The following is a 25,281-nucleotide window of genomic DNA, read 5'->3' on the forward strand; positions in this document are numbered from 1 at the left end:
CTCATTCATCCCCGCTTAGTAAATAAAGGCTAGTAAATAAAGGTTTAGTAAATACAGGTTTAGTAAATAAAGGAAACTGAGCAAAACTTGCCAAATTTTGCTAAAATAGCTCACTTTTCTGTTAGCAATGGCCTTATGTCAAACCCCAGCGTTATCCCTACCCAATCCCCTGTCCACAGCCCGACCCAACGCCCAACAGGGGAGCAGCAGCAGGCTGTCGATATGGCACTCACACGCCAGTCGTTTAAGGTGGTAGCGTATGCCGGCGCTGGCAAAACCACCACGCTTAATCTGATTGGCAATCAGCTACGTGGTCGCGGGATTTATTTGGCATTTAACAAAGCGATTGCTTCAGAAGCCCAGCGTAAATTTCCCCACCATGTCGACTGTCGCACTTTTCACTCATTGGCATTTCGTCATACTGCCCGCGATATCACCGCAAAGCTACAACTACCGCGTTTTTCTCCCAGTCGCCTCGCCTCAGATTTGGGGTTGACCCCTGTGCAAGTCAAACGCCAAATTGAAGGCAAAAGCCAGTTTGTAACCTTAACGCCAGAGCGACAAGCGCGCTTTGTGTCCGATGCGGTGAGCACGTTTTGTAGTACCCATGCCAGTTACCCCGCGCCGCGCCATTTGCAGTTTCCTGACTGGTTGGTTGCCAGTGAAGCTGAGCAGCTGCGCGATACCTTATACCCGTATGTAGAGCGCCGCTGGCAACAGTCAATTGACCCGCGCCACCCTGCGGGGATTGGGCATGATATTTATCTCAAACTCTGGGCGCTATCTAAACCGGTGATTCCTGCGGATTTTATCTTATTTGATGAAGCGCAAGATGCCGACCCCTTGATGATGGGGATTTTGTCCAATCAGCCCAACCAAGTTATCTATGTGGGTGACGCGCATCAGCAAATTTATGAATGGCGCGGCGCTGTCAATGCCATGAAGCGCCTGCCGCTACCCCAAACCTTGCTTACCCAATCGTTTCGGTTTGGCGAACAAATTGCCGATGTGGCGAATGGGTTTTTAAAAGCGCTACAAGAAGAGGTGCCCCTGCGCGGTAATCCTGCGATGGCGTCCACCTTAGGCAAAAGTATGGTGCATGGTCAAAAAGATGCCATTCTCTGCCGTACCAATGCCAGTGCGATGGTCAATCTGTTATCTGGGCTTAAAATGGGACATAAAGTTGCGCTACAAGCCGATACAGAGCGTTTGCTCAAATTTAGTCAATCTGCCGAACGCCTAAAAAAAGGACAAGCGGCATATGGCGTGCCTGAGCTTGCCTACTTTAACAATTGGCGCGACGTGCAGGATTATAGCGAGACGAACGAAGGCAGCGATTTAAAAACTCTGGTCAAATTGGTCGATGAACATGGCACCGAAACGCTAAACCAAGCAATTAACAGCTTGACCACACTGGATAAAGCCGACTATATCATCTCTACCGCACATAAAGCCAAAGGGTTGGAATGGTCACGGGTGCAAATTGACAATGATTTTTATTATGATGTGACTTCTCAGGCGGTAAAAATCTCCCCCGAAGAGTTGCGACTGCTGTATGTTGCCTGTACGCGCGCCAAGGTAAATTTGGATATTTTTAATATTCAAGATTTGATTCACGGACTCAAAGATAAAAAGGTGATTTATGGCTAGTCACTTATCGCAGTTTAGCCCCGATTTTACCCAGCCGCAAATTGTCCTTGCGCCGATGGAAGGACTGACCGACCCATTGATGCGGGATATTTTAACCAGTATCGGACATTACGACTGGACGGTGAGTGAGTTTATTCGCGTCACCCAGCACGTCCTACCCGCGCATGTGTTTTATAAATTCGTACCCGAACTTTTGCATGAGGATGGTTTAAAAGGCAAAACCATTCACGGCACGCCAGTACATGTACAGTTACTGGGCAGTGAGCCCGACCTGATGGCAGGTAATGCCGTCAGGGCGGTCGAGCTTGGTGCGTTAGCCATTGATATTAACTTTGGTTGCCCTGCTAAAACTGTCAATAGTCACCGCGGTGGCTCGGTGTTGCTCACCGAACCTGAAACCTTGTATCAAATCATCCATGCAGTACGCCAAGCCGTGCCATCGGATACGCCTGTATCAGCAAAAATCCGACTCGGCTATGAAGATACCTCTCTAACCCAAGAAATCGGCGATGCGGTGCAATCAGCCAATGCCAGTTGGCTGACTATCCACGCCCGTACCAAAACCCAAGGCTATAAACCCCCTGCCTATTGGGAGTTAATCGCACCCCTGACGCAGCGGCTGGGCTTACCGATTATTGCTAATGGCGAAATTTGGCAGACTGAACAAGCCATGCGTTGCCGCAAACAAGCAAACACCCCACATATCATGCTCGGACGTGGTGCAGTTACTCGTCCTGACTTAGTCAATCAAATCAAAGCGATGGATAAAAATGACACGGTAAAAAACATGGCTTGGCAAGCGCTACTTAAGCTACAAATTGCGTTTTTGCAAGGACATGCCCGTAGCGACAATATGCTGGTGGGACGTTACAAACAGTGGCTGGGAATGTTGACCCAAGGCTATGAAGAAGCCAGCGAGCTTTGGCAAAACGTAAAAAGACAAAAACAGCTTGAGACCATTGTTGCGATGTTGCAAGCACAATCCCAAGCTGGCGATTGCTCATAGCAAATTAGCTCAACCGTATCGCTAAATAAAATAACATCAGCGGACAGGCTAGGCTAAGCGACCAAATAATTGAGCGAAAAGTTGCCCAATTGGCAATATACGCCAACCCATAAATAATCCGTAATATCACATACAACCACGCCAACTGTGTCACCACTGACAGCGGTACAAAAAATAGCAACGCCACAATCACCGCTGCCAAGAATACCGGCAAGGTTTCATAGCTATTTTGCTGCGCGGCATTGGCACGCGCTGCTGCGCCCGTTTGTTTACCCAAAAACTCGCGCGGATTGGCATTGTCTTTGCTTTTAAATCCGCCAAAGACCTTTGCCAATATCGCAAACACCAAGGGCAATAAACTGGCAACCATCATTGCCAGCACCACGCTGCTATTGGTGGCAGGGACAGCACTTAGATAGGGAAACATGCCGTTATTCCCTACCCTTTAACCGTTTTATCAGTCATTTCATTAGAGGTATCATCAATGATTTCATAGTCATGGGTGATTTTGACACCGCCATTTTCTAGCATACGACTGGCTGAGCAGTATTTTTCTGCCGATAACTCGATGGCTTTTTTAACCTGCGCTTCTTTGATAGCATTACCTTTGACTACAAAATGTAAATGAATATCAGTAAATACTGCAGGAATCGTGTCGGCACGCTTAGCCGATAACTGACACTCAACATCGCTCACCGCTTGACGGGCTTTTTGCAGGATACTGACCACATCATAACTGGCACAGCCGCCAAGACCCATCAAAACCATTTCCATGGGTTTGGCACCCAATTTTTCGGTTGAATCCATGATGATTTTATTGCCGTTTTCGGTCACAGCTTCAAAATTAATGTCTTCGTTTTTTAACCAATTTACCGTTGCTTTCATACTGCCCCCAGATGCTTATAATTTTTAAAAAAATATTTTGTATAAAATCAAGCGATATTATGCGCTTTTTATGTCCGTGAAACAATTTATAGCAAATAAACATTACACTTTTGACATAAAAACTGGTTTAATAGTGGGTAATAAAGGCAGTGATTACATTGTCCATGTTTTTTAGCAAAAATAATAAAATAAGCGTCTGTTGGTAGAGATGGGTTTATTCCCGATGATTTGATTGACCAAAACTTTAATAATGGTCTGCAAGGATGTGTGTAAACCTTGTGACCCAAAAAACTTGATAATGTGATTGCCTGCCAATTTTAACCATTAAATTGAAGGTAATCGTCATGATTGATGCAGACGGCTTTCGAGCCAACGTAGGTATCATCTTGGCAAATACACACGGACAAGTACTGTGGGCAAAACGCGTGGGTCACGATGCTTGGCAGTTTCCACAAGGCGGCATTGATTTTGGTGAAACGCCGCTTGATGCAATGTATCGAGAATTGTGGGAAGAAGTCGGACTGTATCCTCAGCATGTCAAAGTGTTGTCACAAACCCAAAATTGGCTTCGTTATCGGTTGCCAAAACGTTTTGTACGACAAGGACAATATCCTTTGTGTATTGGACAAAAACAAAAATGGTTTTTGCTCCAGCTAGATGAGAACAATGTAGAACATATCCGTTTTGATACGGCAAAACCTGAATTTGACCGATGGGAATGGGTCAGTTACTGGTATCCACTTAACCAAGTGGTGGCATTTAAACGTAATGTATATCGCCGCGCCTTGTTTGAGTTATCACCGCAGTTGCCACTCAAAAAAGAATTGTTACTACCCAAAAACGTAAAAATTCATTCCTATTAAACCTAAACAAATAAATCCAAAAAAAGCTCACTTCGGTGAGCTTTTTTACGGCGTATTGTTAGGGATTAGCCAGTATTGCCCCATTCCAGCCAATAAAAAACCCTTCGCAATCGCAAAGGGTTTTTGATAATAAGCGATTAAACTTATTTTTTGTTACGACCTGCAAATGCGCCGAAACGTTTGTTGAAGCTTGCCACACGACCTTCGTTTTGGGTTTTACGTTGTTCGCCGGTATAGAATGGGTGTGAGGCACTTGAAATATCGAGTGCGACGTATGGGTATTCTTTACCTTCGTATTCGCGAGTTACTTTTGATTTGATAGTAGAGCGAGTTAAAAAGTAAACGTCAGCGTTGGTGTCGTGGAATAGAACTTCTTGATAAGCTGGATGGATATCTGCGCGCATGGTTAGGTCTCTAGTCATTATCCTGCCCTTTGGTCTGCAGTTAGTATGCTTGGCGTGAATGTTTATTTTGTTAAAAATTCACCCAAACACCCAACCGATTAAAGCCAACACAGGATGGATTGATAAAATTGGAAGCCGAATTTTAAAGGTTTTCTATTGTTTTTGCAAGTTATTTCCATTCAAGCCAATGGTCTAATTTTATCGTATCGCCTGCTATCAGCGTCCATGTTTGCGGTTGTTTAACATGCGCGTCACTCACAGGTGGCACTTCAAGCACCAGCAGCTCATCACGGCGAAAGACATGACACACGGCAGGGTCTTCACTAATTGTTTGGGTTTTAGCAGTGGCTTTGAGCCATTTTTCGCTCGCCTTTAACCCATCAATTGCCACGATGACATCATTAGCAGAAATCCCTGCAGCGGCGGCTTGGCTATTTCGCACAACACGTTGCACTTTTAACCCAGTAGGCTCGCTCATATATTTCATGCCCCAAGTAATATCATCGTCTTTTTGTTCAATACTCACACCCTGTTCTGACAACAGTTCAAATAGCGGTAATTCTGTCGTGCCATCGATATAATTGGCTCTAAAATCTTGCCAAACCTCTTTGGGTAAGCATTCATTCATGACGTCATCTAGATTGGCGTCCGTCATACCAAAACGGCGATTATCTTGGGCTCTGGCTTTGTCATAAAAAACTTTTATCACATCAAAAATACGTTTGCCATGGTTTATCAAAGTCAAGTCTAAACATAACGCCACCAGCGCGCCTTTGTTGTAGTAGCTAATCCCGGCATTGGCGGTGTTCTCGTCGCTACGATATAGTTTTATCCACGCATCAAAGCTTGACTCTGCCACGCTTTGCAAGGCGCGTCCGTGGGTTTGATAGTAGCGATTGATTTGTTCAGCAAGTAGCTTTAGATAGCTATGTTGCGAAATAACCCCGCTTTTTTGTAGCATAAAATCATCCACATAACTGGTAAAGCCTTCAAACACCCATAGCAAGGTGGTGTAAGTCTCTTGGTTAAAATTGGCGGTTAAAAAAACTTCGGGACGCACGGTTTTAACCCACCACGCATGAAAATATTCATGGCTACACAAGCCCAAAAAGCGTTGATAACTCTCGCTTGGCTCAGCTTGTTCAAAAAATGTGGGTAGGTCATCTCGTGGGGTAATCAAGCTGGTACTGGCAAGGTGCTCAAGTCCGCCATAGTCGCTTGAAGTTGCCATGGTCATAAACAGATAATCATCAAACGGCGTATCACCCAGCCAATCGACATAGCTTTGACAAATTTTGCTAAGGTCAGTTTCTAGCCGTTCAAGGTCGCTGTGGTGTACGCCAGAAATCACAAATCGGTGGGGAATGGTGTTTTCACCACTTTCTACATCGAACCAAAATTCATCTTGCTCAGCGATTTCAAACGGGCTGTCGGTGAGTTGCTCATAATTGTCGGCAGTTAGCTGATAGATGGTTTGTTTGGCTTGTTGGTGCATTTTTTCGGGTAAAGCGGTGGCTAGGCTGACTTCCACGCCGTTTACCTCATAAAAGTCTTGCGGGCAAATGAGTTCGGCTTTAATCGCTTGGTTTTCTTGCCCTTGTACCGCTAATGCTAGGGAGGTGAAGTTGCCGTACAGGCGAGTTTCATCGACATACGCCCCACGCACCGATAAGTCATACGCATAGACTTCATAAGTGACACTAATGCGGTCGCCTTGTTTGGCGTGGATTTGCCAGTGGTTTTTATCCAGTTTTTTAAGCCGTTGATTGTTCTTGGCGTTGGGGTCATGAATGGTGGCAGTGACTGCCGTAATGTGTTTGCTAAATTCTCGAATCATATAACTACCCGCAATCCAAGCAGGTAGCCAAATAACGGGGTTGTCGTGGTCTGCGGTAAAGGTCAATGTGACATCGACAAGATGTTCACGAAATTTTTTAAAATCGAATTGGTAATGAATTTGGGACATTTTTTAGCTGCTTTTTTAGTGATTATATTTAAATATTGAAATAGGGTTATATTTTAGCAGATAGATTTTAAGAATTTGCAACTTTTACGGCTACCAAAAAGCTATCTCATAGCGAGATGGCTTTTTTTTGGCTTTAATAATTAAAGCTTGAATCGTGACCGCTTGAATAATTACAGCTCGCCAAATTTTAATTGCTGATGCCACAGTTGATAATCTGGCATGACTCGTGCCACTTGCGCCCAAAACCGTGCCGAATGATTGGGCTCAATCAGATGACAAAGCTCATGCACCAACACATAATCCGCGCAGTCTGGCGGGAATTGCGCCAGCCAAACGGACAAGCGAATGGTTTTGGCTTGGGTGCTACAACTGCCCCAGCGCGTTTTCATGGTGTAGGGCGTGATTCTGCTGGCGGATTTACCCACTTTGTCTTGCCAAAACGCTTGGCGGTTTTGGATAAATTGACCAAGCCAAGCTTTATAAAGACTCGTTAAGGTGCGTGGAATATCCGTTTTTGAAAAATCCGAGTTTTCAAAGTGGCGTTCAAATAAGGCTTGCACTGTCATTTTTTGCCCTTCAAAATAAATGTTGCTTTCAAGGGTCAAATTTGCCAAATCTTTAACATCATTGATATAGGCAGGTTTTTTGGCTTTAAGTTCTTTGAGTTTTCGTTGTTTTTGCTGACAGTCGATTGCCCATGCAAGGCGATGTTCAAGCGATTGCATCAGCAGGTGTTGTGGCATACGCATGGGATAAGACACGCTGAGCAAGCTGGTAAACGGTGCTTCATCAATCGATTTGATACGAAAGTTGATATGTTTGACCCGTTTGCTTTCAATCGCAAGTTTGATACCTTGCTCAGCGTAGGCGGTGAGTACAGTTTGCATAAATTTTAGCAATTATTGACGCAAATAATGCTCAAAAATCGCCCCAAAGTCATAATTACGAATGGTCTTTAAACGCTCGCCATAGGCATTTTCTACTTGTGCCACAGTTTGGTTGATGACATCAGGCAAATTAAGCACCACGTTTTCTGACAGTTCGCGTAAGCTAAACATATTGGTGACGGTATTAAAGGATTTTTCTAGCACCGTTTCTTCATGGGCAATGCGTTTGCACTGCTCGCTAATCGCAGTCAGCACCTTATAGATGTCACGGATTTGCTCGATTTGATTTTTGTCGATATCAATCGAAAATGCCATACCGCCCAAGCTAAATTTTAGCTCAGCGTCCATATCCATCGTGCCTGCCGTCTCAATCATGATATTGGCGGGCTGAAAATTGCGGTACGGATAGCGTTTTAGCAGGCGTTTTTTACTGGTCGCCGACTGCCCATCAAGGTGGATAAAGGCGACATTGGTAAAGCAATATTCGTCCATTTTTGACTTAATCACAAAATAAATGCGCTCGTTATCTTCGTGAAAAATATAGTCATCAATATCGGTTTGGTTAAACTGGCTCGGTGGGATGATTTTACCGATGTCACTCAAACCCAATGCATCTGAGGCAAGATTTTTAAACATAGCCACTTCCTGTTTTATCCATAAAAATTGTTAAAAACGCTGTCTGTGCGCAAAACTGTTTTCGATAACATAACACAAATATCACATTGGCAACATAGATGTCATGCTGATTACTGGCTATGATAGCGACATAACACTGATAATAAACAATAAATGAAAATTAAGGAACAAAAATGAAAGCCAAACCAACATCTAGCAATTTGACCGATATTGATTCGGATAGTTTTACTGTGCAATTGGATGATGAATCTTTGTCATCAAGCCATATTGAAGCGGGTGAAAGTGGTTTGACCGCGATTCATCGCCAAAATATTGATGAGCAGCGGATTGATGAATTATTGGTTGAAGATAGCTTTAGCGAAGAGCATTATCCGACCATTAGTGATATCGCTGACCCTGATGCCGCAGATGAAAGTTATAAAGACTGATTTTCTGTACTAAAATTTTTTGTATTTAAATGTCAAAAAGAAACGCCAAAAAGGTTGGTAACTTACCAACCTTTTTTATTGGCTTGTTGTTAATAAGGCTCGCTATTAATGCGCTTAATAACCCGATTTACTTCATAATCCACTTTAAGCCCAAGCTTTAACAATAAGTCTTAATACCATCCTTGCAGATTTTGTTGCCACGCTTGCACGTGTGGCAATGCCAGTGATTCAAATAAGTCAATATGCGCAGCATCCACATTGAGTGCAGGGATATAATGATAGTCCCCACCGCCATTGGACTGGAATGTCTGTCGATTTTCGACTGCCAACTCTTCTAGCGTCTCTAAGCAATCTGCCGAAAATGCCGGACTCAGCACCTGTACTGACTTGATGCCCTGCTTGCCCCACTCGGTTAAGGTGGCATCGGTATAAGGTTTGACCCATTCTTGCTTACCAAAACGTGATTGAAAACTACATTCCCACTCATGACGCTCAAGCCCCAACACTTGCGCCAAATGCGCTGCGGTACAGCGACAACGTCTGGCATACGGATCGCCTTTTTGCTCATATGGCTCTGGAATCCCGTGAAAACTCAATAGCAGTTTTTCAGGTTTGCCATGTTCATCTTGGAAGCGTTTGACGCTCTCAGCCAAGGCTTGGATGTATTGCGGATGGGCAAAATAATCTTTGACAAAGCTGATGCTGGGTAAATTACGCTGCTTAAGCCCCCATTTGGCGACGACATCAAACACCGCGCCAGTGGTGGAACCGGAATACTGTGGATAAGCTGGCAACATCACGATTTGTTCTATTTTTTTGGCAGTTAGTGCCGATAGCACATCTGTTAACGCAGGTTTGCCATAGGTCATGGCTGCATGGACGCTTACTTTGCAAGGCAGTTGCTGTTGGTCAAAACGCTGCTGCAACAAGTCCACTTGGGCAAGCGTGATTTTACGCAAGGGGGAGTCGCCATCCCACACGCTAGCATAGGCGTGGGCAACCCGTTTGGGGCGACTGCGTAGCACAAACAAGTTTAAGATGATTTGCCAGATAAACTGCGGGATTTCAATCACGCGCGGATCGGACAAAAATTGTTTGAGATAGCGGCGCACCGCTGCTTCAGTTGGTGCATCGGGTGTTCCCAAATTCACAAGGACAACGGCAATTTCAGGTGGATTGCTTGGCTTCATAATTTGTGTTTAATCCAAAAAATCATAAAAAAGTGGGGTTAAGATTAGCATATTTACTAGGGTGCGCGTACCGGATAATCACCTAAAATTGCTCAATTGTTACATTTTTTAAGCTATATTTGAATCCATGACAACCTAGCCCACCCATCACCAATAGCGCATCCACTAGGCGGGAATTTTGTTCAGAGGGTATGGGACTTTTAGCAGGACTTTTACTTTTAAAGATTGCGTTTTGTGAGGGGCTGCTAGCTGATTCACCGTTTGCTTGGTGGCTGGGTTGTTGGTTTTGGTGGCTGTTTGGATGGCTGAGGGGGTGATGGCTGTGATGATAGCTGACCATCGTGTCGCTTGTGGCTTTACTACCATTGGCAGCCAAAACCGCTGTTGCCTGATAAAACATCGGCTGATGAAACGCCAAATACGTCAATGCCAAAAATCCCGTGAGCGCCAATCCCGTGAGCGATAGGAGTGTATGGTGGGGTGATGATGCTAAATTTGGCATTTGAATTCCAAGTTGTGATAACCCATATAAACCCTTACAATAGCTATACTTTTAATGCGTTATCAATCAAAAATTAGTGAGAAAGCGGGTGAGCACACAGCAACACAAACCACATGCCAAGATTTTACCTGAAGCTGAATTGACTGTCCCCAAAAATTTTGACGACGATCATCCTATTAGTTTTGCCAAATCTGGTGGCAAATCTGTGGGTATCGTCACACCGCAAAAAATTCATTTTGATACCCCATTGACGTTAGAATGCAATCGCACGCTGCCGTTTTTTGATTTAATGGTGGAAACTTATGGCGAACTCAACGCCGATAAATCCAATGCGATATTGATTTGTCATGCGCTATCGGGCAGTCATCATGCGGCTGGCTATCATAGTAGCGATGATAAAAAAGCAGGCTGGTGGGATACTTTTATCGGTCCTGGCAAAGCGATTGATACCACACATTTTTTTGTGGTGTGTCTTAACAACATTGGTAGCTGCTACGGCTCGACGGGTCCAACCAGTACCAACCCCGAAACCGGCAAGCCGTATGGTCCTGATTTTCCCTTAGTCACCATCAAAGACTGGGTAAAAACCCAAGTCATGCTCTCTGACTATTTGGGCATTGACATCTGGCATGCCATTGTTGGTGGCTCAATGGGCGGCATGCAAGCCATGCAGTGGTCAATTGACTATCCGAGTCGGCTAAAAAAATGCGTGATTATTGCCAGCACGCCCAAGCTGTCTGCGCAAAATATTGCCTTTAACGAGGTGGCACGCCAATCGATTTTATCCGATCCTGATTTTTGTGAAGGACGCTACATCGAGCAAGGCAAAATCCCCAAACGCGGCTTGATTTTGGCGCGTATGGTCGGTCATATCACTTATCTCACTGATGAAGCGATGCGGGTGAAATTTGGACGGGATTTGAAAGCCGGCAAGCTGATGTTCAACTACGATGTAGAATTTCAAGTGGAAAGTTATTTACGCTACCAAGGTGAGCAGTTTAGTGAACGTTTTGATGCCAATACCTATTTGCTGATGACCAAAGCCCTAGATTATTTTGACCCAGCGCGTGGCGCGATTGAGGATGACGGTATCAATGATAGTTTGACTGATACCGATGCGCTACGGTTGGCATTGGCAAACACCCAATGTAAGTTTTTAATTATATCCTTTACCACCGATTGGCGGTTTAGCCCAGAGCGCTCGCAAGAAATTGTAGATGCGCTAATTGCCAATGGTAAACCCGTAAGCTATATCAATGTCGATGCCGCGTATGGGCATGATTCGTTTTTGTTTGATATTCCAACCTATCGTCACTCGGTATTTAATTTTTTAACCGCCTAACTTATATTTAATTTTGGATTTAACTTTAGATTTAACGAGAATTGAATGAAAATCGACCATCAACTTGCGGAACGCTGGATCAAACCCAATGCCAAAGTCTTGGATTTAGGCTGTGGCAACGGTGATTTACTCGCGCATTTGCAAAACAAATTGGGCGTGTTTGGCTATGGTATCGAAATCGACCAAACTAAAATCAATGACTGTGTTACCAAAGGCGTCAACGTCATTGAGCAAGACTTAAATGATGGGTTGGCGCGGTTTGCCGACGCAAGCTTTGACACGGTGGTGATGGCGCGCGCCCTACAAGCGGTTAAAGAGCCCGACCAACTACTCCTCGACATGGTACGGGTTGGCAAAGAAGTGATTGTCACTTTCCCTAATTTTGCGCATTGGCAAAACCGTATTCACTTAGGTATCAAAGGCATGATGCCAATGTCTGAGGCGTTACCGTTTGCTTGGTACAACACGCCCAATATTCACTTGTGTACCTTTAAAGACTTTGAAAAACTTTGTCATGACAATGAAATCCGTATCATCGATCGTTTTGCGGTACAAGAAAGTGAAAAGCCCTACCCTTGGCTACTTGCACAAATTATCCGTAAAAACCCCAACTTACTTGCCGATGTGGCAATCTATCGGGTTACCAAAAACTAAGCTATTTTATCGCTGATTCTATGCCTATGAAGATTTGGTGAGCCGATAAATTATCGTCTAATCTAACAATATCTCACAAAAGTAAAGCCCTACGCGACACCAAGTGTCGCAAGTCTTTGTTTCCCCTGTGAAATATTGTAACAACTGTTTACATTTTCACTTAAATATTTGAAACGCAAAGCAAACAGTGTTAACCTAAAACAATCAAAAGATTGCGTTATCCTATTAAAATATAACGAATGGCTAAATCATTGTAAAATTTAAGATTTTCTGTTAATTCGTTTACCTATTTATTAAGTTTATTTTATCTAAACCTAGGCAAGCTTGCGATGGCTGCAGCTTGATACTCGGAGTTGGTTATGAAATTATTAAAAGTCACCGTATTAACTGCATTTTTAAGCTTATCAGGCGTTGCAAGCGCTGAACTGGTTGCCAATATTCCACTCAATGGCTCACGCTATGACAGCATGGAACCGATGGCATTACTAAGCCAAGCTAAATCTGGCAACCAACAAGCCCAATTCTTCCTAGCCAAACGCTACCAAAAAGGTCTCGGCATTCAGCAAAACTTCCAACAAGCCATCCAGTGGTACACCACCGCCGCCAAACAAGACATTGCACCTGCACAATTAAATCTTGCCATGATGTATATTCGTGGCGAAGGCGTGCAGCCTAATGCTGGGCAAGCGCGTTATTGGTTAGAAAAAGCGGCAAAACTGGGTGATAACCGTGCCAGCTATACCCTAGCCATGCTAGATGAAAAAGAAAAGAAATTGGTCGATGCCTACAAATGGTATGACCTAGCAGCTCGTGACGGTATGCTATCAGACCAAGTACGTACCCGCGCGCAAAGCAAAATCGGTCAATTGGCATTAAACTTGTCATCACAAGACATCGCCACTGCACGTAGCCGTGCGGATTCTTGGTTCCAAAGCAAGTAAATTTAATACAACGAATGTTTGGTTAAATGTTAAGCTCGCCATTAAATTCTCTGAGACCCTAGTATTTACTAGGGTTTTTTGTTTTCATGAGTTAAATTAATCAAGATTGCTTGGCACATATTGATTGTACGAAATCGCGCATTTATCCTGTGTTGCCGTAAAACCACCGACTTCAGGCGGTGGATATAAGGCAACTCCGTAACCATGCTTACGCACAAAATTTTGCTAAATGTGTTAAAATAAACCCATGAAAACACTCAAGTTACGCATACGAGATAAATACGCAGACCAATTAAACCGCCTAAGCGGTTCAGTCAATTTCGTGTGGAATTATGTCAATGATTTGAGTTACAGACACCTACAAAAAACTGGCAAGTTCTTTAGTGCTTATGACCTAAACGACTACACCAAAGGTAGCGGTGAACTACTTGGCTTACACAGTCAGACCATCCAAGCCATCAACGAAACCCACGCCAAAAGCCGTAAACAATTTAAAAAGGCTAAATTATCATGGCGAACCAACAACCCAACATCAAAGCGTAAAAGCTTGGGTTGGCTACCATTTAAACAATCTGCCATTAAGCATATTGCCACCCATGTCACAGGTAAAAAAGGCTTAAAATCCACCTTACAACTAAGCCTAGCCAAAGGGCAAAAGCTAGTCATTGATCTATGGGACAGCTACAACCTTAGCCTATATCAAATCAACACGCTGGAAATTGTCCAAGACAGCCGTAACCGTTGGTATGCGTGTATCACTGTTAAAGAATACCCTAAAACCACTTGTGGTACAGGTAGCGTAGGTATTGATTTAGGTTTAAAGGAAAGTGCCACCACCTCAAACGGTGACAAACTCACTATCAAGCAAACGCTCAAATATGCCAAAGATTTAGCGATTGCTCAAAGAGCCAACAACAAGCAACGTGTCAAGGCAATCCATGCCAAAATCAAACATACACGCCAAGACCTAATTCACAAATTCACCACCCAATTAGTCAAAGACAACGCCCTAATTGTAGTTGGTGACGTTAAAACCAATCAATTTAACAGTAAAAAAGGCAAGCTAGCCAAATCGGTTTACGATGCAGGTTGGTTTGAACTGAAACGACAACTGACCTACAAATGCGAGAACGCAGGTTGCCGTTTTGAAATCGTGAATGAACGATACACGACCCAGCGGTGTTCGTGTTGCGGTGACATCACCGCCAACAGTCCGAAAGGTAGAACATCGCTTGGAATAAGGGAATGGACTTGTGCATCGTGTGGCACATGGCATGATAGAGATATCAACGCCAGTAAAAACATTCTTGCGGTCGGGCTTGACCGTCTTGTAGAAGGAATCCCCGAACGATAGGGAGGGGAGGAAGTCAACAGTATATGTGGTATGCCGATATGGCGCTGGCTGCCTTGGCTGCTGTGCTCAATCTGCCGATTCAAGAGCCGAAAATAATGAAAGCTACAAGCTAATCTGTTGTTTTACTCTCTCTTTAAAATATTGGCGTGATTTTTCATCCAACCCAAGATAGCGATTTTTGCTTAAGGTTAAAAAATTACTATCTTGGTCAACTCCGATAAATCTTCTACCAAATAAATTGGCAGCAATACCTGTTGTCGATGAGCCTGTAAATGGGTCAAGCACGAGATCATTAGCTTTGGTAGACGCCAAAACAATCCTTGACAATAATCCTAACGGTTTTTGCGTAGGATGTTTGCCAAATTGCTTTTCCCAACTTGATACCGCAGGCAGTCGCCAAACGTCTTTCATTTGTTTGTCACCATTGAGCGACTTCATTAATTCATAATCAAAGTAATGTGGAATTTTTGGGGTTTTTCTTGCCCAGATTATCCATTCAGTTGAATAGGTGAAATAGCGACAAGAAAAATTTGGCGGTGGATTGGGTTTTTCCCAAGTTATCATGTTTAAGATTTTAAAATTGAGTTGTGATAATACTCGCCCTAGCGTAAAAATATTGTGGTGGGTTCCACTCATCCAAATCGTGCCATTATCTGCCAACATTCGCTTTGCTTGGCTTAGCCAATCATAAGTAAAAATATAGACTTCATTATCATCACTAAATTTATCCCACTCACCCTTATTGACCGATTGCACCATGCCATTTTTTACCGTTAATCCGTCATTGGATAAAAAATAAGGCGGATCGGCAAAAATCATATTGATAGATTTATCATTGATTGTCGGCAAAATGTGTAAGCAATCACCTTGCAACAGCGTGAAGTCCTGTAGTTCTGATTGATAAAAAATCATTCCATCATATCCGCAATAAAGTGCAACATTGACGCGATATCATAACTCCCTTCTAAGAATCCCATGTCTTCACAACCATCAGGAATGAAAACCGTCTGGTTTTCTAACCGACTATCCAAGCTAAGCATTCGCAAGGTATTCACAATTTTGCCTTTGATACCTTCATCCGCTAGCCATTCACAATCATCATTGAACTTGTAAGCAACATGCATGTCAATAATTCCAAAATAACACTTATTGTGTGTAGTTAATTTTAATCAATCAGTGAGAATAACGCAATGGAAAATGACATTTTAATCAAGTTTGGGCAAAAAATTCGCCAACTGCGCAAAGCTAAAAATCTCAGTCAAGAGCAGTTAGCAGAACTGACAGGGTTTCATCGTAACTATATTGGCATGGTCGAACGTGGCGAGCGAAATCCTGCGTTAGTCAATATTGAGATTTTTGCTAACGCGTTTGATTTGTCGTTAAGTGAATTATTTGATTTTTAGGATAAATAATGGCAAGACAGCCTAATAGTTTTGGCGGTGGGGCACAAACCAATATTAATGGTCTAACCTTTGAAAGAAACATGGATCTTTTGACAGTGATTGATGCTCTACCTAATTTTCATACGGTAAATAATAAAATTTATTTGAAAAATATTTTGGTCGCTGAACATTTTTCTAAGTATGGCTTGTACAAAAATTACTTATTGCTTAATCAAATAAATTGGCAAGATTTTATTAGCTCTCAATTATTGCCTGATGATGTATTAATTACCCAAAAGTCATGTTATATCATAGAGAAAAAGTTTCAAAATACAGGCGGGTCAGTTGATGAGAAACTGACAACTTTTCCTTTTAAAACCCAGCAATATCAGAAAATGTTTACCCCTTTAGAAAAACAAGTTCATTTTTATTACTTACTAAGCGAATGGTTTGATAAGCCTAAATATAAAGACCCATTACAATATATTCGAGATAATCAATCGGACTACTTTTTTAATGTTGCTGACTTACTTAATAAGATTGTTTGGGAATAAAATTTTACCCAAATAATCATCTTTTAACATTTCAATATTGAGCAAAATATTGTTGCGTTCAAAATAGTCTTGTAATGGATTTTTAGTTGTCAGCCAACCTTTCCCATCGGTCACCCAAATAAAAGTAACCTCCTGAGCCTCCCAAAATCGGCTCATTTCGATATATTCAGTTGCGGTGGATTTTAACTTTGAGCCACCACCGCCATAAAAATTGCACTCGATAAAAAATAACTGCCCATCTTTTTTGATTACAAAATCGATGATTCTCGAAGATTTGTCGACAGCAATATCCATGTCCCAAACGTCTTTAATTTTCTTAGCATTGGCTTGAGCCAAATAAGCTAAATTGTGTTCATGACAAAATATGGCGACAAAGGATTCAACGAGTTTTTCCATCGATGTACCACCACGATTTTTTCGACCGTTGGAATCAAGTCCAACTTCTACACCAATACAATAGTCAGGGATACTTTTAATTTGCTTGGTTTTGATCAATTCCGCAAAACCACTTTCGACCAAGAGATTTACCACATCGTGAATTTTTTCATCTGTGACTTCTTTTAAATTAAAATCAAAATTTTTATAAATAAAAGCCGTGCTATCAATCAAAACTTCAATTGATTTGTCTCGAATTGCCAAAAGAGTGGGTACTGTCTTAATTGTCTTCGGATAAGTCTTAAGAATATCGAACAATGCCGCTTCGATATCTTCTTTACCAATGGCAGTGTTTAACAAATTCAGCTCTTTTTCGATTGGGGTAATATTTTTAAACACCTTTCCCCAGTTCACAAAATAATCAAACTGAGTGATACCTTTTAAATTTAGTGTCTCAATGAACTTTTTAAAATGTTCATCTGCAAACAATTGACTATCCATAACTAATAATTCCGTATTAATAATTCATTGACGGCTTGGCGACTGGTTGATTTTGCCCCAATAGCACGATTAGCCGTTACTCGCTCGATATTAAAATCTTGATAGAGTATGTCGAAGAAATCATCATACTCGCTGTGCGTCGTTGGGTCAGAATTACTTAATAAAAACTGATGCCCCAATTTATCAATTTTTTGGCAAAATTCATGTAGCCGACGTTGCTCACTATCATCAAAAACTTGATGAGAATACGCAGTAAAACTTGCTGTTTCGCTAATCGGGCGATAAGGTGGATCAAGATAAAACCAGCAAGGTAAGTTGTTTGGTAGCGCTTTAATCGTTTGCTCGTAGTCACCCTGTAAAATCACGACTTTTTGCAACGCGTCAGAGACTGCAAGTAATAATGCTTTATCCAAAAAAATCGGTCTTTTATAACTACCTATTGGCACATTAAACTGATTTTTTTTATTAACTCGATATAGCCCATTAAAACTGGCTTTATTCAAAAATATAAATAAACTGGCTTGCTTCACTGGATCAAGATTTCTTTGATTGAAACTTGCACGTTTAGCATAAAAATAAGGCGTTTTTGCATCTTTATCTAACAACCTATCATACTCTTTTTGCAAGTTATCTAACTCAATCATTAACTGTTGAACATCTGCCTTGATAACCTGATAGACATTTATTAGATCTTCATTAAAGTCATTAATAATAAGTTTTTTTAGATACTTTAAGTTAGATAATGCCCAAAAACTGACCGCACCCCCGCCCAAAAATGGCTCAATCATACAGAAATCTTGATTGGCTGTATAATTTGGCAAACGTGCTTGTATATCACCGATGAGTTGTGATTTACCACCAGCCCATTTTAGAAAAGGTTTAAGTTGAGGCATTTTTTAAATTTGAACATCGAATCAAAAAGGAAAGGCATTATAACACAGCCGATTTTTATCCTTTCAATGAACTTCAATGCAAATTGATATGTTAAAATTTCAAGCCAACCTGTCATTCATTATAAAAATATGCCGACCCTTACCCAACAATCCCCTGCCAAAATCAATCTATTTTTACATATTACCGGTAAACGTCCCGACGGCTATCACAATCTACAAACCGTTTTTCGGCTGATAGATTTGTACGATACGCTCACTTTTAGTCATACGGATACAACCATTGGCGACAACTTGCCCGTCACCCTGTCCAATGCCGAGCACGTCACCGACAACCCTGCCGACAATCTGATTATTAAAGCGGCCATTGCCTTATTAGCTTTTGCCAAGAATCATCAAATCTTGAATGACTCGCAAATCGCCCAATTACCGATTGTTGATATTCACCTCGATAAACACATTCCGATGGGGGCAGGCTTGGGCGGGGGTTCGTCTAATTGTGCGACAGCCCTGATGACGCTAAATACCCTATGGCAGCTGGGATTGAGCAATGAGCAGCTACGCCTCATTGGCGCAAAACTGGGCGCGGATGTACCAATATTTATTTTTGGCAAAGATGCCATTGCTGAAGGCATTGGCGATATTTTAACGCCGATTGACTTGCCTGCGCAGCAATTTTTATTGTTAAAACCCGATGCCCATATCAGCACGGCTAAACTGTTCGCCCATCCGCTGCTAAAACGGGACTGTGCAAGCCTTTCTCATGGCTATTTGCAAAGCCATTGTCATGCCTTTACCAATGAGTTAACCGATGACTTTACCAATGTTTTTGAACCTGTGGTATGTGCCTTATCTGCAGACGTCAATGCCGCAATGAAGTTTTTAAGGACGCTTGCCGCCACCACCCACACCACACCGCGCATGACGGGCTCAGGAAGCTGTGTGTTTTTACCAGTACCTAGCGATTTTGATAAAAATAGCATTAAACACTGGCTACAATCCTTACCTTTTCAAGCATATTGGGTGCATACGCTGTAACAAAATTTTGAGAAATCAACAATTGCAAAAATTTTGATGTTTATGCCCAAAAAAAGCTTGCAATTTTATGTTTTTTGGTTAAAATATCGCTTCCAATATAGGGGTATCGCCAAGTTGGTAAGGCACCAGGTTTTGATCCTGGCATCCGTTGGTTCGAGTCCAGCTACCCCTGCCATATTCAAAGATGTACAGATTTTCTTGTGCATCACGTAGTAAAAATTTTGTCATAAAATCTGCGCTGTTCAAGACATTTTACATTGACAAAATCGCCTAAAATCGGTATAGTTCGCACCGTCACAGGGGTATCGCCAAGTTGGTAAGGCACCAGGTTTTGATCCTGGCATTCGTTGGTTCGAGTCCAGCTACCCCTGCCATTTTCTTTACTAACCCATTTTTAGTAGTTGACGTAATGACGTTTTTCTCATCCTAATTGTAAAAGTTAGTTGATGAGTTTTTTTGTTTGATGAAACCGTCGTTGGTCTAGAAAAATAGGACTCGCATATGCCTTATTTGGCGATTTTTACCGGAAATGCCCATCCAGAATTGGCAAAAAATGTCACCAATCACTTACATATTCCGCTAGGACGTGCCGATGTGACGCGTTTTTCGGATGGTGAAGTCGCGGTTGAAATCCAAGAGAATGTACGTGGTAAAGACGTCTTTATCCTACAATCAACTTGCTCACCGACCAATGACAATTTGATGGAAATCATGGTAATGGCAGATGCCTTGCGCCGTGCCAGTGCAGGTCGTATTACGGCAGTAATGCCCTATTTTGGTTATGCGCGTCAAGACCGTCGTCCTCGCTCAGCGCGTGTCCCTATCTCAGCAAAAGTGGTCGCTGATATGCTCAATATCGTGAGCATTGACCGTGTCGTTACCGTGGACTTGCACTCAGACCAGATTCAAGGTTTCTTTGATGTCCCTGTAGACAATATTTACGGTACGCCGGTTTTATTTAAAGATTTACGTGAGCAAAAATACGATAACTTGATGGTAGTATCCCCTGACGTGGGCGGTGTGGTGCGTGCCCGTGCAATGGCAAAACAGTTAGGCGATGCCGACATGGCAATTATCGACAAACGCCGCGCCAAAGCCAACGAATCAGAAGTGATGCATATCATCGGTGATGTTAAAGACCGCGATTGCGTGATTATTGATGATATGGTGGATACCGCAGGTACCCTGTGTAAAGCCGCTGCCGCATTAAAAGAACGTGGCGCGCGCCGTGTGGTGGGTTATATCACCCACCCCGTATTGTCAGGTAAAGCCATCCAAACAATTGCAGCGTCAGTACTTGATGAACTTGTCGTAACTGATACTATCCCACTGTCAGATGCGGCAAAAAACACGGGCAAAATTCGCCAAGTGACCATTGCGCCTATGTTGGCTGAAGCGCTACGTCGTATCAACAATGAAGAATCATTGAGTGCGATGTTTGACATTATGTAGGTGATTTTAAGCAGTGTTAGCCAGCATGTAAGATGCGGGCGTATTGGTTATGCCCATGTTGCTATTGTTAACTTGCTATTTGCAAAATAATTGTTAAAGTTTTGCCATTTTTTTAAAAGTGGCACTTAACGCATAAATTGGTCGCAAATTTATGCTTTTTTTCACTCGCTAGTTACTTGCCAATCTTTTTAACTAAAGCTTTGTAAGTAGAGCTTTGTAAGTAAAGGCAAAAAGCCAAGTCATACTGACAAGGCACCCATGACTAGCCTAACCCAAGGAAACTCCCATGAGTAACCAAACTTTTGAATTAAACGCTGTCGTACGTGGCGACGAGTTACAAGGTAAAGGTGCGAGCCGCCGCCTTCGTAAACAAAACCTAGTACCAGCAATCGTATACGGTGCAGACAAAGAGCCAGCCTCTATTGCTATCCGTTACAATGAATTGATTAAATCACTTGAAACAGAAAGTTTCTTCTCTCACATTTTGACCATCAACGTAGAAGGTCAAGGTACGGAAGAAGTGGTGATTAAAGCATTACAACGTCATCCAGCCAAAAACACCCCAATGCACGCTGACTTCCAACGTATCGTCCGTGGTCAAGCGATGCACATTACTGTTCCTGTACACTATGTAGGCGCTGAAGATGCACCAGGTCATAAAGCAGGCGGTATCTTTGTATCGAATGCCACTGAACTTGAAATCACTGCCATTCCTTCAAAAATCCCAGAATACTTGACAGTCGATGTATCTGGCATGAACGTCGGTGATTCGATTCACTTGTTAGATATCCAGTTACCTGAAGGCGTTGCCCTTCGTGAGCTTGAAGTGACTGAACCATTTAACCGTACCGTGGCTACTATGCAAGCGCCAACGGTGGAAGTTGAAGAGCCAATCGAGCCAGAAGCAAATGAAGAAGCTGCCGGTACTCGTGATCCTGAAGGTGACGAAGAAGCACGTAAGCTTCAAGCACAAGATGACACCCATGATGCCCCAAAATCTGATGATGAATAATCATTTGTCATTTACCGCTTAAGTTGGAATAATCAGCGTGTCAAAACTGAAACTGATTGTCGGACTTGGCAACCCAGGTCAGCAGTATGCCCAAACACGGCATAATGCTGGCTTTTGGTTTGTGGAGCGTCTAAGCGAGACGTTTAACATCACCATGACGTTGGATAAAAAATTTCATGGTATGGTTGGGCGCGGCTTAGTGTATGGCATGGATATACGCTTATTGTTACCGCATACTTTTATGAATAAATCAGGGGAAGCGGTGGTGCCGATGGTGAATTTTTATGGCATCCACAATGACGAACTGCTGATTGTTCATGATGAGCTTGACCTTGATGTGGGTCGTATGCGCTTAAAAACAGGCGGTGGTCATGGCGGTCATAACGGACTGCGTGATATCGTGCCGCATATCGGCGCGGATTTTCACCGTTTACGTTTGGGGATTGGTCATCCAGGACATAAGTCCAAAGTATCGGGTTATGTACTTGGCAAACCGAGCGCTGATGAGCAAATCGCATTTGACAGTATGCTAGATGCTGCCATGCGTACCCTGCCCGATTTGGTAACAGGTGACTTAGCCAAAGCCCAGCAAGCCATCAATAGCTTTAAACTACCTAATCCCTAACGTTAACCAAAGGACAAGATTGATAAATCTTAGGGTCTATCCTTGAACTTTTATTTTCCTTCCACATATTGATTGCAAGATGGATGAATTTCTCACCTGATATTTCAATCATATTTAACTTTTATCGAGTTGGTTAATAGCCTCTCATGACTAGCCTGCTCACTTTTACCACAATGACGCGCATTGCGTTGACCTGACAAGGTAAGGAACGATCATGTTATTAACCCTATTAAAAGCCAAACTTCACCGCGCGCGTGTGACCCATTGTGAGCTTCACTACGAAGGCTCATGTGGCATTGATAGCGAGTTACTCGACTTGGCGGGCATCCGTGAGAACGAATCAATCGACATTTACAATGTCAACAACGGTAAACGCTTTCGCACCTATGCGATTCGTGCAGAGGCGGGCTCAAAAATGATTTCGCTCAACGGGGCAGCCGCTCACATGGCGGATTTGGGCGATGTAGTGATTATCGCCGCCTACGCGCAAATGGATGAGAAAGAAGCCGACAACCATCATCCACGCTTGGTTTACCTTGATGAAGGTAATATTGTTAAAGACACTGCCAACGTGATTCCTGTACAGGTTTCTTAACACAGCTTTATCGTCACCACAAATGTGCAAATAAAAAAAGCCGAAATTGATTCGGCTTTTTTTAAACGATTAAAGAGCTTAGAAAAGCAAAGATAGGCGATTATTTTTCTACGCCAGCTTCTTGACCTTTGTATTTGGCGTTTGCGTAATCCCAGTTAACCAGTTTGTCTAGAAAAGTGTCAACATAGTCTGGACGACGATTACGATAGTCGATGTAGTAGGCATGCTCCCACACGTCACACGTCAATACCGCAACTTGGTTATGCGCTAATGGGGTGTCTGCGTTTGCAGTCTTAATGATTGATAATTGACCACCAACACTGTCAGCCACTAACCATGCCCAACCTGAACCAAATTGGCTTACGGCCGCGTTTTTGAATTCTTCACGGAATTTTGCATACGAACCAAACGCTTCTTCGATTTTGGCTTTTAGATCGCCTGTTGGTTCACCACCACCATTAGCAGTTAGGCAGTTCCAGTAGAAAGTATGGTTCCAAACTTGTGCCGCTTGGTTAAAGATGGTGGCTTTGCTACTATCACCTGCGGTGGCTTTGATGATTTCATCAAGCTCTTTACCTTCAAGCCCTGAACCTGGTAGTAGCTCATTTAGTTTGTTGACATACGCCGCATGGTGTTTGTCATGGTGGAATTCTAGGGTTTCCGCACTGATATGTGGCTCAAGCGCATTTTTGGCGTATGGTAAATCTGGTAATGTAATGTGTGACATGTTATTTTCCTTTTTCCTTCGCTATTGTTGTGATGACTTTATGATAAAAGTAACCACATGCCATTTGTGTGATAAAAGCTTTGTATTAAAAGCGCATATATCAAAACCATATCCAAAATGGCAAGTTGGCTGGGTTTATGTTATTTAGTTTATGTTATTTATCTATGTTTTATCAAGCTTTATCAAGGGTTAAAACCACTCACTTACTTTACGATCGTTAGCTTTGTTTATTAACCTTGCTATCATTAGCCTTGATAATATCCTCATAACACATGGGTTATTTTGCCATAAAAATTGGCAAAATTTAACCGTTTCTATAGTGGGGATTTATTATCTTGTGGGGTAAAAATCAATGAGTGCCTGCTAATAAGCTGATTTTTAACCCGTTACTTGCTATGTGATGATAGCAAATTACTCAAAAAAAACTGTAGTGGTTTGGTATAAGGCTTTTGCAACGTGAGTATTTGCAGCGCGAGCCACTGTAACTATGCTATGATAAGGTCAAGTTTTTTATGCAAAATACACACAGTGGGTCTGTATGTCAGTTTCTATCCTTAATCAACTATTTCCTACCCGCCAGTTAGTCCTCGCCAGTAATAACCAAGGCAAACTCGCGGAATTTAAGCAATTATTTGAACACGCCAATCTTGAGATTACAGTCATCCCGCAAGGGCAATTGGGCATCGAGGATGCGGTTGAAGATGGACTTAGTTTTATTGAAAATGCGCTGATTAAAGCCCGTCATGCCAGCCGTATTAGCGGACTGCCTGCGATTGCGGATGATTCGGGTTTATGTGTACCTATTTTGGGCGGTCAACCCGGAATTTATTCTGCGCGCTTTGCCCAAGATGAAGCCAGCTTTAGCCAGTATAAAGACTTAGCCAACAACCAAAAATTATTACGACTGCTTGAACCGCACAGACATACGAATGAGCCGATTATCGGGCAGTTTGTTTGCGTGTTGGCACTCGTGCGCCATGCCGATGACCCACTACCCATCATTGCACAAGGGATTTGGCAAGGTGAAATCTTGCCCGCCCCGCAAGGTGAGCTTGGTTTTGGTTATGACCCGCTATTTTGGGTGCCAAGCGTACAAAAAAGCGCTGCCGAGATGCAAAAGACCGATAAAAACCGCATCAGTCATCGCGGGCAAGCGATGCAGCAACTGCTAATACAATTGATAAAGTAAAAGTGCAATTGGTAAAGTAAAGGTTTTCAACTCACACTCTTGCAGATAGACAGGGTGTGACTGCTAAGGTAGCCGATACAGAGATTTTACAGCAACAATTTTTTTACTTTACTAGATGATTAATTTATACTATACCACTTTCGGTTAATTTTTGCCTTTTAGCATGCGTTAACCAACAGATTTTGGATTGCGTATTTTATAGGCTTTTTTCAATCACCTTAAAAGCCTGATAA

The 25,281-nt window shown here is 42.6% G+C and carries 29 protein-coding genes and 2 tRNA genes; 18 read left to right on the top strand and 13 right to left on the bottom strand.

The window, feature by feature from the left end:
- The first annotated feature begins 135 nt into the window (after nucleotides 1-135).
- Nucleotides 136-1,650: a UvrD-helicase domain-containing protein gene (locus RTS09_RS09050; RefSeq protein ID WP_312536283.1), complete on the top strand. Its 1,515-nt coding sequence runs from the start codon at nucleotides 136-138 to the stop codon at nucleotides 1,648-1,650.
- Nucleotides 1,643-2,656 (top strand): tRNA dihydrouridine synthase, encoded by a 1,014-nt coding sequence (locus RTS09_RS09055; protein ID WP_312536286.1) that lies wholly within the window; start codon nucleotides 1,643-1,645, stop codon nucleotides 2,654-2,656. The genes RTS09_RS09050 and RTS09_RS09055 overlap by 8 nt, the downstream gene beginning before the upstream one ends.
- A 4-nt stretch (nucleotides 2,657-2,660) precedes the next feature.
- Here RTS09_RS09055 and RTS09_RS09060 read toward each other — a convergent pair whose 3' ends face one another.
- On the bottom strand, nucleotides 2,661-3,083 hold the full coding sequence (locus tag RTS09_RS09060) for an MAPEG family protein (RefSeq protein ID WP_007117218.1): 423 nt from the start codon (nucleotides 3,081-3,083) through the stop codon (nucleotides 2,661-2,663).
- A gap of 11 nt (nucleotides 3,084-3,094) precedes the next feature.
- Entirely contained in the window at nucleotides 3,095-3,541 is a 447-nt protein-coding gene (locus RTS09_RS09065) for an OsmC family protein (RefSeq protein ID WP_312536289.1), read from the bottom strand.
- Between the two features lie 344 nt (nucleotides 3,542-3,885).
- On the opposite strand from RTS09_RS09065, the gene RTS09_RS09070 reads away from it, so the two are divergent.
- Entirely contained in the window at nucleotides 3,886-4,404 is a 519-nt protein-coding gene (locus RTS09_RS09070; RefSeq protein ID WP_036596083.1) for an RNA pyrophosphohydrolase, read from the top strand.
- 143 nt (nucleotides 4,405-4,547) lie between these two features.
- Here the strand turns inward: RTS09_RS09070 and RTS09_RS09075 are convergent, their stop codons facing one another.
- From RTS09_RS09075 to RTS09_RS09090, 4 genes are all read right to left on the bottom strand, one after another.
- Nucleotides 4,548-4,808: a type B 50S ribosomal protein L31 gene (locus tag RTS09_RS09075; protein ID WP_007117222.1), complete on the bottom strand. Its 261-nt coding sequence runs from the start codon at nucleotides 4,806-4,808 to the stop codon at nucleotides 4,548-4,550.
- 169 nt (nucleotides 4,809-4,977) lie between these two features.
- Complete coding sequence (locus tag RTS09_RS09080; protein WP_312536292.1) at nucleotides 4,978-6,774, bottom strand: M61 family metallopeptidase; 1,797 nt, start codon at nucleotides 6,772-6,774, stop codon at nucleotides 4,978-4,980.
- Nucleotides 6,775-6,944: 170 nt separating this feature from the next.
- Nucleotides 6,945-7,661: a M48 family metallopeptidase gene (locus RTS09_RS09085; protein WP_312536295.1), complete on the bottom strand. Its 717-nt coding sequence runs from the start codon at nucleotides 7,659-7,661 to the stop codon at nucleotides 6,945-6,947.
- Between the two features lie 12 nt (nucleotides 7,662-7,673).
- Entirely contained in the window at nucleotides 7,674-8,297 is a 624-nt protein-coding gene (locus RTS09_RS09090) for a PH domain-containing protein (RefSeq protein WP_312116584.1), read from the bottom strand.
- A 173-nt stretch (nucleotides 8,298-8,470) separates the two neighbouring features.
- On the opposite strand from RTS09_RS09090, the gene RTS09_RS09095 reads away from it, so the two are divergent.
- Nucleotides 8,471-8,725 (top strand): hypothetical protein, encoded by a 255-nt coding sequence (locus tag RTS09_RS09095; RefSeq protein ID WP_188875149.1) that lies wholly within the window; start codon nucleotides 8,471-8,473, stop codon nucleotides 8,723-8,725.
- Nucleotides 8,726-8,895: 170 nt separating this feature from the next.
- On the opposite strand, the gene hemH is transcribed toward RTS09_RS09095, so the two are convergent.
- Complete coding sequence (hemH, locus tag RTS09_RS09100; protein ID WP_312536300.1) at nucleotides 8,896-9,915, bottom strand: ferrochelatase; 1,020 nt, start codon at nucleotides 9,913-9,915, stop codon at nucleotides 8,896-8,898.
- Between the two features lie 82 nt (nucleotides 9,916-9,997).
- Entirely contained in the window at nucleotides 9,998-10,417 is a 420-nt protein-coding gene (locus RTS09_RS09105) for a hypothetical protein (RefSeq protein ID WP_312536303.1), read from the bottom strand.
- A 175-nt stretch (nucleotides 10,418-10,592) separates the two neighbouring features.
- On the opposite strand from RTS09_RS09105, the gene metX reads away from it, so the two are divergent.
- The 4 genes from metX (at nucleotide 10,593) to RTS09_RS09125 (ending at nucleotide 14,708) form a co-directional block, all read left to right on the top strand.
- Nucleotides 10,593-11,759 carry a homoserine O-succinyltransferase MetX gene (gene metX, locus RTS09_RS09110; RefSeq protein WP_312536393.1) on the top strand — a complete coding sequence of 389 codons (1,167 nt, stop codon included), beginning with the start codon at nucleotides 10,593-10,595 and terminating at the stop codon, nucleotides 11,757-11,759.
- Between the two features lie 45 nt (nucleotides 11,760-11,804).
- Entirely contained in the window at nucleotides 11,805-12,413 is a 609-nt protein-coding gene (gene metW, locus RTS09_RS09115; RefSeq protein ID WP_312536306.1) for a methionine biosynthesis protein MetW, read from the top strand.
- A gap of 359 nt (nucleotides 12,414-12,772) precedes the next feature.
- Nucleotides 12,773-13,354, top strand: a complete 582-nt coding sequence (locus tag RTS09_RS09120; RefSeq protein ID WP_062332625.1) for a tetratricopeptide repeat protein — start codon at nucleotides 12,773-12,775, stop codon at nucleotides 13,352-13,354.
- A gap of 247 nt (nucleotides 13,355-13,601) precedes the next feature.
- Complete coding sequence (locus RTS09_RS09125; protein WP_312536309.1) at nucleotides 13,602-14,708, top strand: RNA-guided endonuclease InsQ/TnpB family protein; 1,107 nt, start codon at nucleotides 13,602-13,604, stop codon at nucleotides 14,706-14,708.
- 102 nt (nucleotides 14,709-14,810) lie between these two features.
- On the opposite strand, the gene RTS09_RS09130 is transcribed toward RTS09_RS09125, so the two are convergent.
- The gene (locus RTS09_RS09130; RefSeq protein WP_312536311.1) at nucleotides 14,811-15,620 is read right to left on the bottom strand and encodes a DNA-methyltransferase; all 810 of its coding nucleotides are present in this window, start codon (nucleotides 15,618-15,620) and stop codon (nucleotides 14,811-14,813) included.
- Complete coding sequence (locus RTS09_RS09135; RefSeq protein ID WP_060994456.1) at nucleotides 15,617-15,832, bottom strand: hypothetical protein; 216 nt, start codon at nucleotides 15,830-15,832, stop codon at nucleotides 15,617-15,619. The genes RTS09_RS09130 and RTS09_RS09135 overlap by 4 nt, the downstream gene beginning before the upstream one ends.
- Nucleotides 15,833-15,898: 66 nt before the next feature.
- On the opposite strand from RTS09_RS09135, the gene RTS09_RS09140 reads away from it, so the two are divergent.
- Nucleotides 15,899-16,111: a helix-turn-helix domain-containing protein gene (locus RTS09_RS09140; RefSeq protein WP_007117238.1), complete on the top strand. Its 213-nt coding sequence runs from the start codon at nucleotides 15,899-15,901 to the stop codon at nucleotides 16,109-16,111.
- Between the two features lie 8 nt (nucleotides 16,112-16,119).
- The gene (locus tag RTS09_RS09145; RefSeq protein ID WP_007117239.1) at nucleotides 16,120-16,644 is read left to right on the top strand and encodes a hypothetical protein; all 525 of its coding nucleotides are present in this window, start codon (nucleotides 16,120-16,122) and stop codon (nucleotides 16,642-16,644) included.
- On the opposite strand, the gene RTS09_RS09150 is transcribed toward RTS09_RS09145, so the two are convergent.
- Together RTS09_RS09150 and RTS09_RS09155 are read right to left on the bottom strand one after the other, a co-directional pair.
- Complete coding sequence (locus RTS09_RS09150; RefSeq protein ID WP_007117240.1) at nucleotides 16,618-17,520, bottom strand: type II restriction endonuclease; 903 nt, start codon at nucleotides 17,518-17,520, stop codon at nucleotides 16,618-16,620. The two genes, RTS09_RS09145 and RTS09_RS09150, sit on opposite strands and share 27 nt — an antisense overlap.
- Before the next feature lie 2 nt (nucleotides 17,521-17,522).
- Nucleotides 17,523-18,413: a DNA adenine methylase gene (locus RTS09_RS09155; RefSeq protein WP_050324937.1), complete on the bottom strand. Its 891-nt coding sequence runs from the start codon at nucleotides 18,411-18,413 to the stop codon at nucleotides 17,523-17,525.
- Between the two features lie 129 nt (nucleotides 18,414-18,542).
- Here RTS09_RS09155 and ispE point away from each other — a divergent pair, with 129 nt between their 5' ends.
- The 7 genes from ispE (at nucleotide 18,543) to panD (ending at nucleotide 23,132) form a co-directional block, all read left to right on the top strand.
- Nucleotides 18,543-19,448 (top strand): 4-(cytidine 5'-diphospho)-2-C-methyl-D-erythritol kinase, encoded by a 906-nt coding sequence (gene ispE, locus RTS09_RS09160; RefSeq protein WP_076775009.1) that lies wholly within the window; start codon nucleotides 18,543-18,545, stop codon nucleotides 19,446-19,448.
- A 99-nt stretch (nucleotides 19,449-19,547) separates the two neighbouring features.
- Nucleotides 19,548-19,623: transfer RNA gene (locus RTS09_RS09165), tRNA-Gln, on the top strand.
- Between the two features lie 123 nt (nucleotides 19,624-19,746).
- Nucleotides 19,747-19,822 (top strand) — tRNA-Gln (locus RTS09_RS09170).
- Nucleotides 19,823-19,949: 127 nt separating this feature from the next.
- Nucleotides 19,950-20,900 carry a ribose-phosphate pyrophosphokinase gene (locus RTS09_RS09175; protein ID WP_312536317.1) on the top strand — a complete coding sequence of 317 codons (951 nt, stop codon included), beginning with the start codon at nucleotides 19,950-19,952 and terminating at the stop codon, nucleotides 20,898-20,900.
- A gap of 286 nt (nucleotides 20,901-21,186) precedes the next feature.
- Nucleotides 21,187-21,912 carry a 50S ribosomal protein L25/general stress protein Ctc gene (locus tag RTS09_RS09180; RefSeq protein WP_312536320.1) on the top strand — a complete coding sequence of 242 codons (726 nt, stop codon included), beginning with the start codon at nucleotides 21,187-21,189 and terminating at the stop codon, nucleotides 21,910-21,912.
- Between the two features lie 37 nt (nucleotides 21,913-21,949).
- Nucleotides 21,950-22,537: an aminoacyl-tRNA hydrolase gene (pth, locus tag RTS09_RS09185; RefSeq protein WP_312536322.1), complete on the top strand. Its 588-nt coding sequence runs from the start codon at nucleotides 21,950-21,952 to the stop codon at nucleotides 22,535-22,537.
- Nucleotides 22,538-22,751: 214 nt separating this feature from the next.
- A complete protein-coding gene (gene panD, locus RTS09_RS09190; RefSeq protein ID WP_036589204.1) occupies nucleotides 22,752-23,132 on the top strand; it encodes an aspartate 1-decarboxylase in 381 nt (126 codons plus the stop codon).
- A 100-nt stretch (nucleotides 23,133-23,232) separates the two neighbouring features.
- Here the strand turns inward: panD and RTS09_RS09195 are convergent, their stop codons facing one another.
- Nucleotides 23,233-23,859, bottom strand: coding sequence for a superoxide dismutase (locus tag RTS09_RS09195; RefSeq protein ID WP_036603206.1), 627 nt, complete (start codon nucleotides 23,857-23,859; stop codon nucleotides 23,233-23,235).
- A gap of 538 nt (nucleotides 23,860-24,397) precedes the next feature.
- Here RTS09_RS09195 and rdgB point away from each other — a divergent pair.
- Nucleotides 24,398-25,048, top strand: coding sequence for an RdgB/HAM1 family non-canonical purine NTP pyrophosphatase (gene rdgB / locus RTS09_RS09200; protein ID WP_312536330.1), 651 nt, complete (start codon nucleotides 24,398-24,400; stop codon nucleotides 25,046-25,048).
- Nucleotides 25,049-25,281: the final 233 nt, after the last annotated feature.

Origin of the sequence: Moraxella sp. CTOTU47618, from assembly GCF_032017425.1 — a bacterium.
GTDB classification, from domain to species: domain Bacteria; phylum Pseudomonadota; class Gammaproteobacteria; order Pseudomonadales; family Moraxellaceae; genus Faucicola; species Faucicola tetraodonis.